The organism is Kitasatospora phosalacinea, from assembly GCF_030268885.1.
In the GTDB taxonomy this organism is placed as follows: Bacteria; Actinomycetota; Actinomycetes; order Streptomycetales; family Streptomycetaceae; genus Kitasatospora; species Kitasatospora phosalacinea_C.
The window spans coordinates 211,580-228,152 of record NZ_BSSA01000011.1 but is presented as its reverse complement, the minus strand read 5'-3'; the positions used below and the strand labels follow the sequence as shown (position 1 = coordinate 228,152).

The following is a 16,573-nucleotide window of genomic DNA, read 5'->3' as shown; positions in this document are numbered from 1 at the left end:
ACTGATCAGCCTCGGGCTTACCCGCGCGGGCGACACCTGGACCATCACTCCCACAACCGCATAGCGCAGGAGGGCTATCCCAACCGGGACAGCCCTCCCAGCAAGAAGATCTTCATCAGACTTCTAGGCCCCCTCGTTCGGAGCTTGCCGGGCGCACACCGCCGGGCATCCCTCCCCCAGCCCCCAGGGGGCTGGGAGGTGCCCCCTCGGAGGCACCGGCGGAACACCCGAGTACACCCAGTACGAGGCTGTTCCGCCGGCACTCCCAGCCGGGCGCCCGACGCCGCGCGCTGGTCCGACGAGACCCGAACGAGGGGGCCTGGCGGGCGGGAGGGGCCGGGCGGTGCGTCAGGCGGCCTTGCGCCCGCTGCGCAGGGCGCGGCGGACCGCGCGGGTGGCGAACGGCGGCAGCACGTCGAGGGCGACCCGGCGGGACAGCGAGCGCGGCCGGCGGGCCTGCGGGGGCGCCTCCGGCTCGTCCCAGGCGAGGCGGTGGCAGACCTGCCCGGCGAGGCGCTCCTCGTCGAGCCGGAAGCCCTCGGCCCGCCAGTCCCGGGCGAGCAGGTCGGCGCGGACGGCCTCCGGGTCGCCCCAGGTGCCGTAGAACTTCTCGGGGGTCATCAGCACCGGCCGCAGCCCGAGGGTGAACACGGCCTCCCAGACCGCGGCGGCCACGCCGGGGGTGTGCGGGGCGCGGTAGTCGTCGAGGGCGACGACGCCGTTCTTGGCCAGCGCGTCGCGGGCGACCAGGATGTCGCCCGCCACGTGCTCGTACAGGTGGGAGGCGTCGATGTGGACGAAGCGGCAGCTGTCGGCGGCGATCCGGCCGTCGGAGAGCACCGAGGTGGGGGCCTGGACGATCACCGGGAGCTCGGCGTGGAAGGCCCGGTAGTTGGCCTCGAAGGCGCGCCGGGTGAGGGTGTCGCGGTAGGACATGCTCATCTCGGCGGAGTTCTCGTCGTCGGGCGCGTCGAGGTCGAACAGGTCGCAGACCGTGAAGGTCTCGCCGCTCTGCAGGTGGTTGCCGAGCAGGATCGCCGAGCGGCCCAGGTAGGCGCCCATCTCCAGCAGGTCACCGCTGGTCCCGGCGGCGGTCTGCCGGTCCAGTAGGTGGGAGAACACCTCCTGGTCGACCCGGAAGAACCAGCCGGGCACGTCGTCCGGGGTGGCAGGGGCGGTGGGAGCGGCGCTGGTGTCTAGAGCGGACACACGGTCTCCTGGGTGCGGGCCGGGCGTGCGGGACGCCGCGGGGTGCGGTCGGCGGCCGAAGCCGGACGGGGTGTGAGCGGGATCATAGTCACTCGTCCGGATGCCGGACAGTGGCTGGGGCCGATGTCTTCCCAGCGGTTTCGAGGGCCGTCTCGGCCTGCCGGACGGCGCGCAGCCTGGCCTCCTCCGGATCGGCCAGGGCCGTCCAGGCCGCGCAGTACATCAGCAGCCGGGTGACGAAGTCGATCCACAGCAGCAGCGCCACCGGCACGCCGAACGCCCCGTACAGGCTGCGGCCGGCCACCGAGCCCAGGTACGAGGAGAGCAGCAGCTTCAGCAGTTCGAAGCCGACCGCGCCGATCAGCGCGCCCTCCAGCAGGGCGCGGCGGCGCTGGCCGCGGATCCGCGGGAACGGGCCGAGCAGGTAGGCGAACAGCAGCAGGTCGGCGCAGACCGCGATCAGGAAGCCCAGGGCGGACAGCAGCCAGCGGGCCGCCCCGCCGTGCAGGCCGAGGCCGTCGGCGAGCCGGTGGGCGAGGGTGGTGGCGGCCGCGGAGGCGGCCAGCGAGGCCAGGCAGACCAGGCCGAGGCCGAGCAGCACCACGCAGTCGCGGGCCTTGACCAGGACCGGGTTGCCGCCGTCGTCCGGCAGCCGCCACACGGTGCGCACCGCGCCGCGCATGGTGTCGACCCAGCCGAGGCCGGAGACCAGCAGCAGCGCGCCGGAGACCAGCCCGACGGTGCCCGCGTTGGCGACCATGGCGTTCAGGTCGAGCGAGTCGGCGAGGCCGGGCAGCTGCTCGGTGATCTTGTCCTGGAGCTGGTGGACCCGGGCGTCGGAGAGGGTGGCCAGGGCGATCGCCAGGGCCACGGTGAGCAGCGGGAACAGGGCCAGGAAGCCGAAGAAGGTGACCGCGCCGGCCAGCCGGTTGCCCTGGACGTCGTCGAACAGCAGGTACACCCGGTAGGGGCGGCTGCGCAGCAGGCGGGCGACCGGCGGGCCGACCACGGGCAGCTTGGTGAGGAAGTCCACCCTTGGCTGTATACCGCCGCCCGGGTCGCCGGGGGCGGAGCCGGGCGGCGCGTCGGCCGACGGGGCCCGGCGCCGGACGGCAGGTCTCAGCGCCGGACGGCCCGGCGGGCCCGGGCCAGCACCCGCAGGCCCTGGAAGCCGAGGTAGTTGCCGCGGGCGAGCAGTTCGCCGCGCAGCCCCTGCCGACCGGGGGCGGGCCGGTGGCCGGCGGGGCGGTGCCGGGCGCAGTGCTCGGCGGCGCGGCGGAAGAACTCGCGGCGGTCCCCGGCCGGGACGCGGCCGGGCTTGGAGACCACGGTGGTGAGGTGGCCGAGCATCATCCGGTAGACGACGGGGCGCCAGCGGTCCAGGTCGGGGCGGGCGTCGAGGAAGGCGAACACCCGGTCGTACTGGGCGAACACGTCGAAGTGCTTGCGGGAGGCGGTGGCGAGGATGTTGCCGCCCTCGCGGCGCTGCCGGTAGTGGACGCCGACGGCGTCGAGCAGGGCGATCCGCCCGGCGGCGAGCAGCGCCGGGTAGGTGAACGGGGTGTCCTCGTAGTAGCCGGGCGGGAAGGACAGGCCGTGCTCGGTCAGGAAGCCGCGGCGGTACGCCTTGTTCCAGGCGACCTGCAGCAGGTCGAGCAGGTCGGGCCGCTCGTCCAGGGTGAACACCTCGGGGCCGGGCCGGGCGAAGACGGGGGCGGAGGAGGAGCGGGTCACCCGGCCGTCCCAGTGGGTGCGGGCGTAGTCGAACACCAGCAGGTCGGGGTCGTCGGTGGCGCGCAGCCGGGCGTCGAGGGCGGCGAGCAGGCCGGGGGTGAGGGTGTCGTCGCTGTCCAGGAAGAGCAGGTAGTCGCCGGTGGCGAGTTCCGCGCCCGCGTTGCGGGCCGGTCCGAGGCCGACGTTCTCGGGCAGGTGCCGGACGGTGACCCGCGGGTCGCGGGCGGCCGCCGCGTCCAGGAGGGCGCCGCAGCCGTCGGGCGAGCGGTCGTCCACCGCGATCAGTTCGAAATCCGCGAAGGACTGCGCCAGCACCGACTCCAGGCACTCCGGGAGGTACTCCTCGACGGCGTGCACCGGCACCACCACACTGAACCGCGGCATCTCTTCACTCTCCCGACCCGACCTGGCCTGGCGCAGACTAGCAAGCCCGGAGAGGTAGGATCGCCGCCGGTGACCGTCCGCTTTCGCACGTTTCGACGGACCCGCCGGCCGCACCCTCCGAGGAAAGGCACTGCGCTTCCGATGGCCCCCCGTCTCTCCGTCGTCGTCCCGATCTACAACGTCGAGCGCTACCTCGAGGAGTGCCTGGACTCCATCGCCGCCCAGACCTTCGCGGACTTCGAGTGCGTGATGGTCGACGACGGGTCCAAGGACTCCAGCGCGGAGATCGCGCGGGCCTACGCCGCCAAGGACGCCCGGTTCCGTCTGGTGCAGCAGGTGAACAAGGGCCTGGGGGCGGCCCGCAACACCGGCTACCGGAACATCTCCGAGGGCAGCGAGTTCCTGGCCTTCGTCGACAGCGACGACACCATGCCGCCGTCCGCGTACGAGCTGATGATCGGCACCCTGGACGAGACCGGCTCGGACTTCTGCACCGGCAACGTGCTGCGCTTCCGCGCGGTCGGCCACTACCAGTCCGGCGGCCACCGCAAGCCGTTCGCGGCGACCCGGCTGCGCACCCACATCACCGAGATCCCGGCGCTGATCACCGACCGCACCGCCTGGAACAAGGTCTACCGCCGCTCCTTCTTCGACGAGGCGGGCGTGCTGTACCCCGAGGGCATCCTGTACGAGGACGCGCCGGTCAGCGTGCCGCACCACTTCCTGGCCCGCCGGGTCGACGTGCTCGCCGAGCCGATCTACCACTGGCGCGAGCGGGAGGTCGGCGAGATGTCGATCACCCAGATGAAGACCAACCCGAAGGGCGTCATCGACCGGGTCAAGTCGATGGAGCTGGTCCGGGAGTGGCTCTCGGCGCAGAGCGACCCGAAGTTCCGCAAGTACCTGCGCACCTACGACGAGAACAACCTCGTCGAGGAGATCCCGATGTTCTTCGGCTCGGTGCTGGAGAACGACCCGGAGTACAACGCCGCCTACCTGGAGTCGGTCGGCCGGCTGCTGCGCGCCATCGGGCCCGAGCAGGTCCGCAAGCTGCGCGCCCCGCTGCGGCTGAAGTACCACCTGACCCTGCAGAACCGGCTGGAGGAGCTGATCGAGCAGCTCCGCTTCGAGAAGGACAGCAACGGCGCCGCCCCGGCCCGCGGCCTGCTCCGCCCGTACGCGGACTACCCGTTCCTGCGCGGCGGCCGCAAGAGCGTCCCGGCGGACGTGCTGCGGCTGAAGAACGCCCTGGTGATGCGCTCGCGGCTGTACGAGGCCCGCTGGGAGGGCGGCCGGCTGAAGCTCAGCGGCCACGCCTTCCCCGAGCACCTGGGCGCCGAGCACAAGCACGACATGGTCAAGGCGCTGGTCCTGCGCGAGGCCAAGGGCCGCGGCGTGGTGGCCGTGCAGACCAAGGTGCAGTACTCCCCGGAGGCCACCGCCAGCTCCCCGCACGACCTGTACAGCTGCGACTGGGCGGGCTTCAGCGCGTCCATCGACCCGCAGCGGCTGAAGTCCCGCGGGGCCTGGAAGGAGGGCTCCTGGCGGGTGCTGGTGGCCGGGGTCGGCAAGGGCGGCGTGTACAAGGGCCGGGTGTCGGTCGGCTGGCACGACCGCAACGAGTACCCGCCGGTGCACTGGGTCGAGGACGACGTCCGGATCGTGCCCTGGTCGCGCGACGGGCACCTGCTGCTGCGGGTGGAGCGGGTGCGCGCCCGCGCGGTCTCGGCCTCGGTGCAGGACGGCGTCCTGGAGCTGCGCGGCCTGGTCCGCTCCGGCCCCGACCTGGCGGGCGCCGAGCTGAAGTTCAAGCACGTCGAGTCCGACCGCGTGCTGTTCACCGAGCTGGAGCTCGGCACCCCGGCCGGGCGCGACCTGCCGTTCACCGCGCAGGTGCGGCTGTCCGAGCTGGCCGCCGTCCAGGGGGCCTGGGCCGCCCTCGACCCGACCGCCGAGGAGCGCACCCGGGACCGCTGGGACCTGGAGCTGAAGCTCACCGACGGCAGCGGGCTGCCCGTGGTGCTGGACGACCGGACCGCCCCGGTCCAGCTGCACGTGCCGCTGCCCGGCGGTGGCCGCGCGCTGTACGCCAAGCCCTCCCCGTCCGGCTACCTGCAGCTGTGCGACCAGGTGCTGCAGCCGGTGATCGAGGAGGTGGCGTGCGCCACCGACGGCGAGGGCTTCGTGCTCAGCGGCTCCTTCCCGCTGCCCGGCACCCACCGCTACGAGCTGGTGATCCGGCACCCCAAGCGCCAGGAGGAGCACGCCTACCCGATGGAGATCGCCGACGGACGGTTCCGGGCCGCGCTGCCCGCCGTCCCGACCGCGTCCTTCGCCGGGCGGGTGCCGCTGCACAAGGGCACCTGGACGGTGCTGTTCCGCCCGGTCGGCGCCCCGATCGACAGCCTGTGGCCCGCCGCGGTGCTCTCCGACCGGACGTTCGACGCCCTGCCGATGGAGGTCGAGGCCCGCGGCAAGAAGGTCGCCCTGGAGCGCCGCCTGTTCGACACCCTCGCGCTGGAGTCGCACGACCCGCTGACCTCCGCCGAGCGCAGCGGCTACCGGCAGCGGCAGCTGCGGCTCGGTTTCGCCGCGGCGCAGGAGGCCCCGCTGACCGACACGGTGCTGTACCACACCGTGCGGGAGGACTGGTGGACCGTGGACGGCGGCCTGTACGGCGACTCGCCGCGGGCCGTGCACGAGGAGCTGGTCCGCCGCGGCCTGCCGCTGCGCCACCTGTGGACCTCCGACGACCTGCAGGCCGAGCTGCCGCAGACCGCCGAGTGCGTCCGGCACCGCTCCCCCGAGTGGTTCGAGGCGCTGGCCACCGCGAAGTACGTCGTCACCTCCACCCACCTGCCCACGTACTTCCGCCGCCGCCCCGGCCAGGTCGTCCTGCAGACCTGGCAGGGCGTGCCGCTGAAGCGGATCGGCACCGACTTCGAGAAGGTCTGGTTCACCGACTCCGGGTACCTGAAGCACCTCAAGGAGGAGGTGCCGCAGTGGAGCCTGCTGACCGCGGGCAACCGCTGGTCGGTGCCGGTGCTGCGGCGCGCCTTCGGGTACGAGGGCAAGGTGCTGGAGAGCGGCTCCCCGCGCAACGACCTGCTGTTCGCCGCCGACCGGGAGAAGACCGCCGAGCGGGTGCGCGAGCAGCTCGGCCTGCCCGAGGGCAAGCAGGTCGTGCTGTACGCGCCGACCTTCCGGGAGGACCGCCGGCTGCCCGACGGCGGCTACCAGTTCAACCTGCAGCTCGACCTGGAGGCGGCCCGCGCCGCGCTGGGCGAGGACCAGGTGCTGCTGGTGCGCAGCCACGAGGTGGTGCGCGGGCAGATCGCCGAGGCCGGGAACGGCTACGTGTGGGACGTCAGCACCTACCCCGACACGGCGGAGCTGCTGCTGGTCGCCGACGTGCTGGTGACCGACTACTCCGCCTCGGTGTTCGACTTCGTGAACACCGGTCGGCCGGTGCTGTTCTTCACCTACGACCTGGAGCACTACCGCGACAACCTGCGCGGCTTCAGCCTCGACTTCGAGGCCCAGGCGCCCGGCCCGCTGCTGCGCACCTCCGCCGAGGTCGTCGCGGCGCTCCGCGACGTGCCCCGGATCGCCGCCGAGTACGCGGACAAGTACGCGGCCTTCCGCGAGGCGTACGCGGACCTGGACGACGGCCGGGCCTCGGCCCGGGTCGTGGACGCGCTGCTGGCCGAGGGCGGCGCGTAACCGCGGGGCGTTCACCCGTTCCCGGCCGGGACCGTCCTTCGGTTCCCGGCCGGAGCGCTTTCCGGCACCGTCGAGAACGCCGGGTGAGCGCGCCCGTCAACCGGTCCGCACTGCGCGCCCGCGGGTCAACTCCCAGCAAATTCCCGCCCGTTTCCCGGGAAATCTGAGAATGTTCCCAGCAGGGGGGGAATTGACTTTCCCGGTTCGCCTGGCTGTCATGGGCGAGTGCCACGGATCTCCCTCTTCGCCGGTCGCCCGGACCACTCCCGCACCGCCCCCGAGCCGACCGCCCGGGTGGGGCTGCGGCAGGCGGTCTGGGACGGCGACGTCCTGTCGCTGCTCGGCGACGGTCGCGTGGAGGGGCGGTCCGGCGACCGCCCGGGCCGGACCTCGGTCGAGCTCGAACTGACCCCGCCGTCCGGGCAACGGGCGCTGCGGCTGCGGACTTTCCCGCGCTACCTGCCCGAGGCCACCGACGACAGCGCCCAGGACGGCCTGGACCTCGACTGGACCGGCTTCACCGCCCTGGTCGACCCGCGGGCACTGCGCCAGCGCGACCAGTGGCACCCCGGCACCTGGAAGGTCACCGCGCTGGTCACGGCGGGCTCCCACCGGGTGCGCACCCCGGTCGTCGCGCACTGGTGCGGCAGCGCCGAGTACCCGCCCGCCCGCTGGGTCGACGAGGGCGTGCTGCTGGTGCCGCGCTTCGGCACCGAGACCCTGCAGCTGACCGTGCTGCCCGGCCGGGGCGTCGCCACCGGCCTGGAGCGCGTCGAGGACGGCTTCCTGGTCTCCGGCCGGGCCCCCGCCGGGTCCACCGGCGGCACCCTGGTGCTGCGCCACCGCGAGACCGACACCGCCGTCGCCTGCACCACCGACTGGGACGGCCTCGCGTTCACCGCCCGCGTCACCGCCGCGGACTGCGACCTGGACGGACACTGGGAGCCCAGCCTGCTGCACCCCGGCGGCCGCACCGTCGACCTGCGCACCGACCTCCCGCCCACCGGCGCCCGCCAGTTCCCGCTACCGGACCGGCAGGTGCTGTACGCCAAGCAGCTCTCCGACCTGCGCCTGCAGTTCTGCGTCCAGGCCCCGGAGCCGGTGGTGGACGGCGTCACGCCCGTCCCGGCGGGTTACCGGCTGGCCGGCGAGCTGCCGCACCACGGTGGCGCCGCCGTGGAGCTGGTGCTGCGCCACAGCGGCGACGGCCGCGAGCGCCGCCGCCCGGTCGAGCTGACCGCCGACGGCCGCTTCGGCACCGTCCTGGCACTGGAGCCGGAGGCCTCCGACGGCCGCCCCCGGCCGCTCGCCAAGGGCGTCTGGGAGCTGTCGCTGCGCCGGGTCGGCGCCCCCGAGCACGAGGCCCTGTCGCTGCGCCTGCACCCCGGCGCGCTGGCGGGGCTGCCGGTGCGGGCCACCCGCGGCCCCAAGACCTTCCTGCTGGAGCGCCGCTGGCACGACACCCTGATCCTGGACAGCACCCCGGTGCTGTCCGCCGCCGAGCGCAGCGCCCGCAGCCAGTTGCGGCTGCGCACCGTCGACTACCCGGCGGCCCGCCGTCTGCCGCTGCGCGACGCCGTGCTGTACGACGTCTTCGGTGGCCGCAGCTACTCCTGCAACCCGCGTGCCGTGCACGAGGAGCTGGTCGCCCGCGGCCTGCCGCTGGAGCACCTGTGGGTGGTCGAGGACGGCCAGGAACAGCCCCCGCCGGGCACCACCGCCCTGCGGATGTGGAGCCCCGAGTGGTACGAGGCGCTGGCCACCAGCCGCTACCTGGTCGGCAACACGCACTTCCCGGACTTCCTGGAGCGCCGCGAGGGCCAGGTCGTCGCCCAGCTGTGGCACGGCACGCCGCTCAAGCGGATAGCCCGCCAGGTGCGCACCGAGTGGATGGCCGAGGACGGTTACCTGGACCGGCTGGAGCGCGAGGTGCGGCAGTGGAACCTGCTGCTGTCGCCCAGCCCGTTCGCCACCCCGGTCCTCACCGACTCCTTCGACTACCGCGGCGAGCCGCTGGAGGCGGGCTACCCGCGCAACGACCGCCTGGTGCGGGCCGACCCGGTCGAACGGGCCGCGGTCCGCGCCCGGCTCGGCGTGCCGGAAGGGCGCACCGTCGTGCTGTACGCCCCCACCTGGCGCGACGACCAGCGCGACGGCGACCGCTACCGGCTCGACCTGCAACTGGACGTCGAGGCGGCCCGGGCCGCGCTCGGCGAGGACCACGTGCTGCTGCTGCGCCCGCACGTGCACGTCGGCGGGCCGGTGCCGGACGACGACTTCGTCCGGGACGTCTCGGACCACCCGGACGTCGCCGACCTGATGCTGGCCGCCGACGTGCTGGTCACCGACTACTCCTCGCTGATGTTCGACTTCGCGGTGACCGGCCGCCCGATGCTGTTCTTCACCTACGACCTGGAGCACTACCGCGGCAGGCTGCGCGGCTTCACCTTCGACTTCGAGGCGCACGCCCCGGGGCCGCTGCTGGCCGACTCCGCCGCGGTGGTGGCCGCCCTGCGCGACCTGGATCCGGTGCCGTACGCGGAGCGCTACCGGGCGTTCCGGGAGCGGTTCTGCCCGCTGGACGACGGGCGGGCCGCGGCCCGGGTGGTCGACCGGATGCTCGAACTCGCCGGACGGCGGGGCTGAGACGCCCGGCCACCGCTCCCGGGGAACGGTCGGCCGGGCCCGGGGGACGCGTCAGCCCCGCCCGAACGCGTAGCTGCGCCACGGGCGCCAGACCCCGTCCGCCCCGAACCGCGAGAGCACGAACTCGGTGACCTCGAAGACCGCCCGGAACCCCTTGGTCCGCTCGTACGCCACGTCCAGGGCGGCCTCGGACAGGCCGTGCGCGACGGTGACGTGCGGGTGGTACGGGAAGGCCAGCTCGCGGGCCAGCGGGCCGGAGCGGACCTCCGCCTCCAGCACCCGGCACTCCTGGGCGCCCTCCTCGACCCGGATGAACACCACCGGGGAGACCGGGCGGAAGGTGCCGCTGCCCTGCAGCAGCATCCGGAACGGCCGCTGTCCGGCGGCCACCGCCCGCAGGTGGCGCTCGATCCCGGACAGCAGCCCGGTGCGGGTCTCGGTCGGCGGCAGCAGGGTGACGTGGGTCGGTATCGACCTGGCCTGCGGGTCGCCGTGCCCGGCCCGGGCGTCCTGCACCCGGCTGCCGTACGGCTCCGGGACGTGTATGGACACGCCGATGGTGACGGCCTCGTCGAGGCCGTCACCACCGGGCGCGGCAGCCGTCGGCATCAGCGCTTGGGCGCCAGGAAGCCGACCCGGTCGTACACCTCGGCGAGCGTCTCGGACGCCACCGCGCGGGCCTTCTCGGCCCCCAGCGCGAGGACGCGGTCGAGCTCGGCCGGGTCGTCCAGGTACTGCTGGGTGCGGGCCTGGAACGGGGTGACCCACTCGGTGAACAGGTCGGCCAGCTCGGTCTTCAGGGCGCCGTACATCTTGCCCTCGAAGTGCGCGACCAGCTCGTCGATCGACAGCCCGCTGAGCGCGGAGTGGATCTGCAGCAGGTTGGAGACGCCGGGCTTGTTCGCCTCGTCGTAGCTGACCACGGTGTCGGTGTCGGTGACGGCGCTCTTGAACTTCTTGGCGCTCACCTTCGGCGGGTCGAGCAGGTTGACCAGGCCCTTGTCGCTGGCCGCGGACTTGCTCATCTTCGCGGCCGGGTCCTGCAGGTCCTGGATCTTCGCGGTGGCCTTGAGGATGTACGGCTCGGGCACCGTGAAGGTCTTGCCGTAGCGGGCGTTGAAGCGGTCCGCGAGGTCGCGGGTGAGCTCCAGGTGCTGGCGCTGGTCCTCGCCGACCGGCACCGCGTCGGCCTGGTAGAGCAGCACGTCGGCGACCATCAGCACCGGGTAGGTGAACAGGCCGACCGTGGTGCGGTCGCTGCCCTGCTTGGCCGACTTGTCCTTGAACTGGGTCATCCGGGAGGCCTCGCCGAAGCCGGTGAGGCAGTTCATCACCCAGGCCAGCTGCGCGTGCTCGGGCACCTGCGACTGCACGAACAGGGTGCAGCGCTCCGGGTCCAGGCCCGCGCCGAGCAGCTGGGCGGTGGAGACCCGGGTGTTCTGGCGCAGCACCGCCGGGTCCTGCTCGACGGTGATCGCGTGCAGGTCGACGACCATGTAGAAGGCGTCGTTGGCCTCCTGCAGGTCGACCCACTGGCGCACCGCGCCGAGGTAGTTGCCCAGGTGGAAGGAGCCCGAGGTGGGCTGGATGCCGGAGAGCACCCGGGGACGGCCCTTCACGGGACCGGTGACCGCTGCGTTGACCATGGGGCCATTGTTCCAGTTCCCCGGGCCGGTCAGGAAACCTCCGGGCCCGCCGGTTCGGCGGGTGTGACGGTGCTCACCCGCAGCCGCTCGATCCGCCGCCCGTCGAGGCGGGCCACGGTCAGTCGCGCCCCGCTGTCGGTGACCACCTGGTCGCCCTTGCCGGGCAGCCGCCCCAGCTCGCGCACCACGAACCCGGCGACCGTCTCGTACGGGCCCTCGGGCAGGGTCAGCCCGGTCTCCTGGGCGAAGTCGGCGAGGTTCAGCAGCCCGTCGATCTCCATGCCGCCGCCCGCCAGCCGCCGGGTCGCGGTGGTGTCCTGGGCGTCGTACTCGTCGCGGATCTCGCCGACCACCTCCTCGACCAGGTCCTCCAGGGTGACGATGCCCGCGGTGCCGCCGTACTCGTCGACCACGATCGCCAGGTGGTGGCCCTCCCGGCGCATCTCGCTCATCGCCTCCAGCACCCGCTTGGTGGCCGGGAACAGCTTCACCGGGCGCGCCAGCTCCCGCACCCGGACCGCCTGTTCGCCGCGCGCCCCGTACAGGTCGCGGACGTGCACGAAGCCGGTCACCGCGTCGTACGAGCCGTCCACCACCGGGTAGCGGGAGTGCGGGGCGGAGTCGGTCTCGTGCCGGACCTCGGCCACCGCGCGGTCGCCGTCCAGGAAGGTCACCTCGGTGCGCGGCACCATCACCTCGCGCAGCTGGCGCTCCCCCGCCGCGAACACCTCGTTGATCAACTCGCGTTCGTCCGAACCGAGTTCGGTGTTGGCGGCGACCAGGCCGCGCAGTTCCTCCGGGCTCATCACCCCGCGTCCGGCGCTCGGGTCGCCGCCCAGCAGCCGCACCATCAGGTTGGTCGAGTGCCCCAGCAGCCAGATCACCGGCCGCAGCACCACCGACATCACGTCCACCACCGGCGCGGCCAGCAGGGCGATCGACTCGGCCCGCTGCAGGCCGATCCGCTTGGGCGTCAACTCGCCCAGCACCAGCGAGGCGTACGAGATCACCAGGGTCAGGCCGACCAGCGCCACCGCGTCCGCGACGCCCTCCGACAGGCCCGCCCGGACGAACACCGGCGCCAGCTTGCCCGCCAGGGTGTCCGCGCCGAACGCCGCCGACAGGAAGCCCATGCAGGTCACCCCGACCTGCACCGCCGCCAGGAACCGGTTCGGGTCGGCCGCCAGGTGCGCGGCCCGCGACGCCCGCCGCGACCCCGCCGCCTCCAGGGTGCGGATCTGCCCCTCGCGCAGCGAGATCAGCGCGATCTCCGCGACGTTGAACAGCCCGCCCAGCATGATGAACACCAGGACGAGCGCGGCGTCCTGCAGGGTTTCGCTCACGGGGCGAGTGTAGGGCGCCCGCAGCGCAACGGCCGGGTGCCCCGAGGGCACCCGGCCGGTCAGTCGCGGTGGGGCGGCGCTCAGATGAGGCCGAGCTCCTTGACCGCGTCGCGCTCCTCGGCGAGCTCGCCGACCGAGGCGTCGATCCGCTTGCGGTCGAACTCCGAGAGGTCCAGGCCCTGGACGATCTCGAACTTGCCGTCCTTGGTGGTGACCGGGAAGGAGGAGATCAGGCCCTCGGGCACGCCGTACGAGCCGTCGGAGACGATGCCCATCGAGGTCCAGTCGCCGGCCGGGGTGCCGTTGACCCAGGTGTACACGTGGTCGATGGCGGCGTTCGCGGCCGAGGCGGCCGAGGAGGCGCCGCGGACCTCGATGATCTCGGCGCCGCGCTTGGCGACCTTCGGGATGAAGAAGTTCTCGACCCACTCCTGGTCGGCGCCGACGGCGTCGAAGGCGGCCTTGCCGGAGATCTCGGCGTGGAACAGGTCAGGGTACTGGGTGGCCGAGTGGTTGCCCCAGATGGTGACCTTCTTGACGTCCTCGACCGTCACGCCGGCCTTCTTCGCCAGCTGGGCGACGGCGCGGTTGTGGTCCAGGCGGGTCATCGCGGTGAAGCGCTCGGCCGGCACGTCCGGGGCGTTGCGCTGGGCGATCAGGGCGTTGGTGTTGGCCGGGTTGCCGACCACCAGGACCTTGATGTCGTCCGCGGCGTTGTCGTTGATCGCCTTGCCCTGCGGGCCGAAGATGCCGCCGTTGGCGGAGAGCAGGTCGCCGCGCTCCATGCCCGCGGTGCGCGGACGGGCGCCGACCAGCAGCGCGACGTTGGCGCCGTCGAAGGCGACGTTCGCCTGGTCGGTGATGGTGATGTCGCGCAGCAGCGGGAACGCGCAGTCGTCCAGCTCCATGGCGACGCCCTCGGCCGCCTTCACGCCCTGCGGGATCTCCAGCAGGCGCAGGTTCACCGGAACGTCGGCACCCAGCAGGTGTCCCGAGGCGATGCGGAACAGCAGCGCGTAGCCGATCTGGCCGGCGGCTCCGGTGACGGTGACATTGACGGGGGTGCGAGTCATTTCAGCCTTCTCCTGCGATCGCCAGGTGCCCCAGGCACACCGGCGCGCTGGAGCCGAGGATGATCTCTCGATATCGAGAGACCTGGGCAAGGCTATCGCAAGGCGGTTGTCGCCACCGACCGGGGCTCGCACCGGGCGCGCGGAACCGGGGGCGCGGGGAGGGCCGCTGCGCGCGGTCCCTCGCGCCCCCGGTCCCGCGCAGCGGTCACCCCATGGGGTGCCCGATGAGCCGTCCGACGTTCTCCAGCACCGGCACCCGCAGCCACGGGTCGGGCTGGGCCACCAGCGTGAGCAGGACGATCACCCCGCCGAGCACGGACATCAGCGCGACGTCGGTGAACCGGCTGCGGACGGCGAGCATGCCGACGTCGGACAGGCCCAGCCTGAGCAGGGCGCCGAGCAGCGGGGCCGCCCCGACCGCGAGCAGGCCGAGGCGGAAGTGGCCCTGCCAGGTGATGAGCAGGCCCGCCCCGGCGACGAGGAGGACCAGCGTGATCGGCCACTGCCGCAGCGGCAGCGAGTGGCCGCGGCCGAGCGCGGCCGCCGAGCCCTCCGGGGGCAGGGTGCCCTGGGTGGTGACGGGTGGGCGGCGACGGCCGCGCCGCGTGACGCCGGGCACCGGTGTCAGACGCCGGCGCGGCGCTCGGCCGCCTCGACGATGTTGTTGAGGAGCATCGCGCGGGTCATCGGGCCGACGCCGCCGGGGTTGGGGGAGATCCAGCCGGCCACCTCGGCGACGCCGGGGTGCACGTCGCCGACGATCTTGCCCTCGCTGCGCGAGACGCCGACGTCGAGGACGGCCGCGCCGGGCTTGACGTCCTCGGGCTTGACCAGGTGCGGGACACCGGCGGCGGCGACGATGACGTCGGCGTTGCGCAGGTGCGCGGCGAGGTCGCGGGTGCCGGTGTGGCAGAGCGTCACGGTGGCGTTCTCGCTGCGGCGGGTGAGCAGCAGGCCGATGGAGCGGCCGACGGTGATGCCGCGGCCGACCACGACGACCTCGGCGCCGTCGACGGCGACGTCGTGGCGGCGGAGCAGCTCGACGATGCCGAGCGGGGTGCAGGGCAGCGGGCCGTCGATGCCGAGGACGAGGCGGCCGAGCGAGGTCGGGTGCAGGCCGTCGGCGTCCTTGTCGGGGTCCATGAGTTCGAGCACGCGGTTCTGGTCCAGGCCCTTGGGGAGCGGCAGTTGGACGATGTAGCCGGTGCAGGACGGGTCGGCGTTGAGCTCGCGGACGACGTTCTCGACGTCCTCCTGGGTGGCGGTCTCCGGCAGCTCGCGCTGGATCGAGGCGATGCCGATCTCCGCGCAGTCCCGGTGCTTGCCGTTGACGTACCACCGGCTGCCCGGGTCGTCGCCGACCAGGACGGTGCCGAGGCCGGGGACGATGCCCCGCTCCTTGAGGGCCGCCACGCGGACGGCGAGTTCGGACTTGATCGCGGCCGCGGTGGCCTTGCCATCGAGAATCTGGGCAGTCATGGGCCCATTCTCCCGGATCCGGGGGGCGGACCGCGCCGCCGGACCGCCTGCCGGACCCGCGCGCCGCCGCCCGCCACCGGGGGTCGGCGCGGGGCCACGGAGCGTACCGGGCCCGTTGCGGTTCTGCCACGGTCCGGTCCGGGTTGCGGGAGGCGGCTGGACACGGCGGTGTGGTACGGACGACGATGGCGGGGCAATCCCTGCCGTGCCGGGCCCTGGTGACGGGCTGTCGCCGGCGGGGGACGACAGCCGGGGGAAGAACGACAGTGAGCGAACCGCACCAGCCGGGGCCGCAGGGCGTCCGCGGCACGGCTGCCGCTGCGTCGCGCCGTTCCCCCGCCGGGCCGTGAACGCCGCCGGGGCGCCCGCCCCGCCCGCCCCGCTCCCGCCCGCTGCCACGGCGGCGGCGTCCCGTCGTCGGCGCCCGGCGGGCGCCGCACGGCCCTGAACGGGCGGTGCGGTGATGGCCGTTGACCTGTGTTCCGTCGGAGTGGTCCGCTACTCTGCCCCGCGGTCGGTGCCCCTGCCCGCCCGTCCCCGTGTTTTCCCTGTCCCGTCCACGCCCCTTCCTGCCCGGAGGCACCGTTGAGTTACCCGCCCGACCCGAACAACCCGTACGGCCAGCCGCCGCAGCAGCCCGGCTACGGCTACCCGCAGCAGGCCCCGCCGCCCGCGGGCTACGGCTACCCGCAGCAGGGGCAGCCGCAGCAGCCCTACGGCTACCCGCAGCAGGTGCCGCCGCAGGCCAACTACGGCTACCCGCCGGCGCCCGGCACGCTCCAGGCCAACAACGGCTACATCAACGTCCCGAACCTGGGGACCGTGCAGGTCGCGACCATGGGCATGCGCTTCCTGGCCCGCCTGCTGGACGGCCTGGTCACCGGTGTGATCATCGGCATCGCCATGGCCGCGGGCATGGCCGGCGCGGTCGGTCTGGCCAACAAGGCCGACAAGTGCGACTACACCAGCTCGGACTACAACAGCTGCGTGGCGGACGCCAGCAACAGTGCGGTCGCCGTGTTCTTCACCATGGCCGCGGTGATCATCGCGTTCAGCCTGCTCTACGAGTGGCTGCTGATCAGCCTGGCGGGCGCGACCGTCGGCAAGATGGCGCTGGGCCTGCGCGTGGTGCGCGAGAACAACGGCCAGCACCCGGGCCTGGGCGCCGGCTTCGTCCGCTTCCTCATCCCGTGGGTGGGCTACCTGGCCTGCGGCCTCGGCATGCTGCTGGTCTGGGTGTCGCCGTTCTTCGACAACTCGGGCAAGCTGCAGGGCTGGCACGACCGGGCCGCCGGCACCCTGGTGGTCAAGAAGTAACCGCGCCGCGACGCCCGAG

General features: G+C 73.4%; 12 protein-coding genes. 3 read left to right on the top strand and 9 right to left on the bottom strand.

From position 1 onward, the window contains the following. Positions 1-348 precede the first annotated feature (348 nt). From QSK52_RS18405 to QSK52_RS18395, 3 genes are all read right to left on the bottom strand, one after another. Positions 349-1,209, bottom strand: a complete 861-nt coding sequence (locus QSK52_RS18405; RefSeq protein ID WP_285737152.1) for a class I SAM-dependent methyltransferase — start codon at positions 1,207-1,209, stop codon at positions 349-351. Between the two features lie 88 nt (positions 1,210-1,297). Next, a complete protein-coding gene (locus tag QSK52_RS18400) occupies positions 1,298-2,242 on the bottom strand; it encodes a YihY/virulence factor BrkB family protein (RefSeq protein ID WP_285737151.1) in 945 nt (314 codons plus the stop codon). Between the two features lie 86 nt (positions 2,243-2,328). Continuing rightward, positions 2,329-3,327: a glycosyltransferase family 2 protein gene (locus QSK52_RS18395; protein WP_352230293.1), complete on the bottom strand. Its 999-nt coding sequence runs from the start codon at positions 3,325-3,327 to the stop codon at positions 2,329-2,331. 141 nt (positions 3,328-3,468) lie between these two features. Here QSK52_RS18395 and QSK52_RS18390 point away from each other — a divergent pair, with 141 nt between their 5' ends. Both QSK52_RS18390 and QSK52_RS18385 read left to right on the top strand, forming a co-directional pair. Further along, positions 3,469-7,050, top strand: coding sequence for a bifunctional glycosyltransferase/CDP-glycerol:glycerophosphate glycerophosphotransferase (locus tag QSK52_RS18390; RefSeq protein WP_285737150.1), 3,582 nt, complete (start codon positions 3,469-3,471; stop codon positions 7,048-7,050). 225 nt (positions 7,051-7,275) lie between these two features. After that, positions 7,276-9,696, top strand: coding sequence for a CDP-glycerol glycerophosphotransferase family protein (locus QSK52_RS18385; protein WP_285737149.1), 2,421 nt, complete (start codon positions 7,276-7,278; stop codon positions 9,694-9,696). 51 nt (positions 9,697-9,747) lie between these two features. Here QSK52_RS18385 and QSK52_RS18380 read toward each other — a convergent pair whose 3' ends face one another. From QSK52_RS18380 to QSK52_RS18355, 6 genes are all read right to left on the bottom strand, one after another. Beyond that, positions 9,748-10,305: a 2'-5' RNA ligase family protein gene (locus tag QSK52_RS18380; protein WP_285737148.1), complete on the bottom strand. Its 558-nt coding sequence runs from the start codon at positions 10,303-10,305 to the stop codon at positions 9,748-9,750. Next, positions 10,305-11,342, bottom strand: a complete 1,038-nt coding sequence (gene trpS, locus QSK52_RS18375) for a tryptophan--tRNA ligase (RefSeq protein WP_285737147.1) — start codon at positions 11,340-11,342, stop codon at positions 10,305-10,307. Before trpS ends, QSK52_RS18380 begins: the two co-directional genes overlap by 1 nt. 29 nt (positions 11,343-11,371) lie before the next feature. After that, positions 11,372-12,685, bottom strand: a complete 1,314-nt coding sequence (locus QSK52_RS18370) for a hemolysin family protein (RefSeq protein WP_285737146.1) — start codon at positions 12,683-12,685, stop codon at positions 11,372-11,374. Between the two features lie 80 nt (positions 12,686-12,765). Continuing rightward, on the bottom strand, positions 12,766-13,758 hold the full coding sequence (locus QSK52_RS18365) for a malate dehydrogenase (protein WP_285737145.1): 993 nt from the start codon (positions 13,756-13,758) through the stop codon (positions 12,766-12,768). Positions 13,759-13,963: 205 nt separating this feature from the next. Beyond that, a complete protein-coding gene (locus tag QSK52_RS18360; RefSeq protein WP_285737144.1) occupies positions 13,964-14,377 on the bottom strand; it encodes a DUF3017 domain-containing protein in 414 nt (137 codons plus the stop codon). Positions 14,378-14,382: 5 nt separating this feature from the next. Continuing rightward, positions 14,383-15,237, bottom strand: a complete 855-nt coding sequence (locus QSK52_RS18355) for a bifunctional methylenetetrahydrofolate dehydrogenase/methenyltetrahydrofolate cyclohydrolase (RefSeq protein ID WP_285737143.1) — start codon at positions 15,235-15,237, stop codon at positions 14,383-14,385. 585 nt (positions 15,238-15,822) lie between these two features. Between QSK52_RS18355 and QSK52_RS18350 the strand changes: the two genes are divergently transcribed. Next, complete coding sequence (locus QSK52_RS18350) at positions 15,823-16,554, top strand: RDD family protein (protein ID WP_285737142.1); 732 nt, start codon at positions 15,823-15,825, stop codon at positions 16,552-16,554. Positions 16,555-16,573: the final 19 nt, after the last annotated feature.

Coding starts and splice junctions, on each gene's coding strand:
- QSK52_RS18355 (WP_285737143.1), bottom strand. CDS start 15,237: ATGACTGCCCAGATTCTCGATGGCAAGGCCACCGCGGCCGCGATCAAG.
- QSK52_RS18395 (WP_352230293.1), bottom strand. CDS start 3,327: ATGCCGCGGTTCAGTGTGGTGGTGCCGGTGCACGCCGTCGAGGAGTAC.
- trpS (WP_285737147.1), bottom strand. CDS start 11,342: ATGGTCAACGCAGCGGTCACCGGTCCCGTGAAGGGCCGTCCCCGGGTG.
- QSK52_RS18390 (WP_285737150.1), top strand. CDS start 3,469: ATGGCCCCCCGTCTCTCCGTCGTCGTCCCGATCTACAACGTCGAGCGC.
- QSK52_RS18365 (WP_285737145.1), bottom strand. CDS start 13,758: ATGACTCGCACCCCCGTCAATGTCACCGTCACCGGAGCCGCCGGCCAG.
- QSK52_RS18380 (WP_285737148.1), bottom strand. CDS start 10,305: ATGCCGACGGCTGCCGCGCCCGGTGGTGACGGCCTCGACGAGGCCGTC.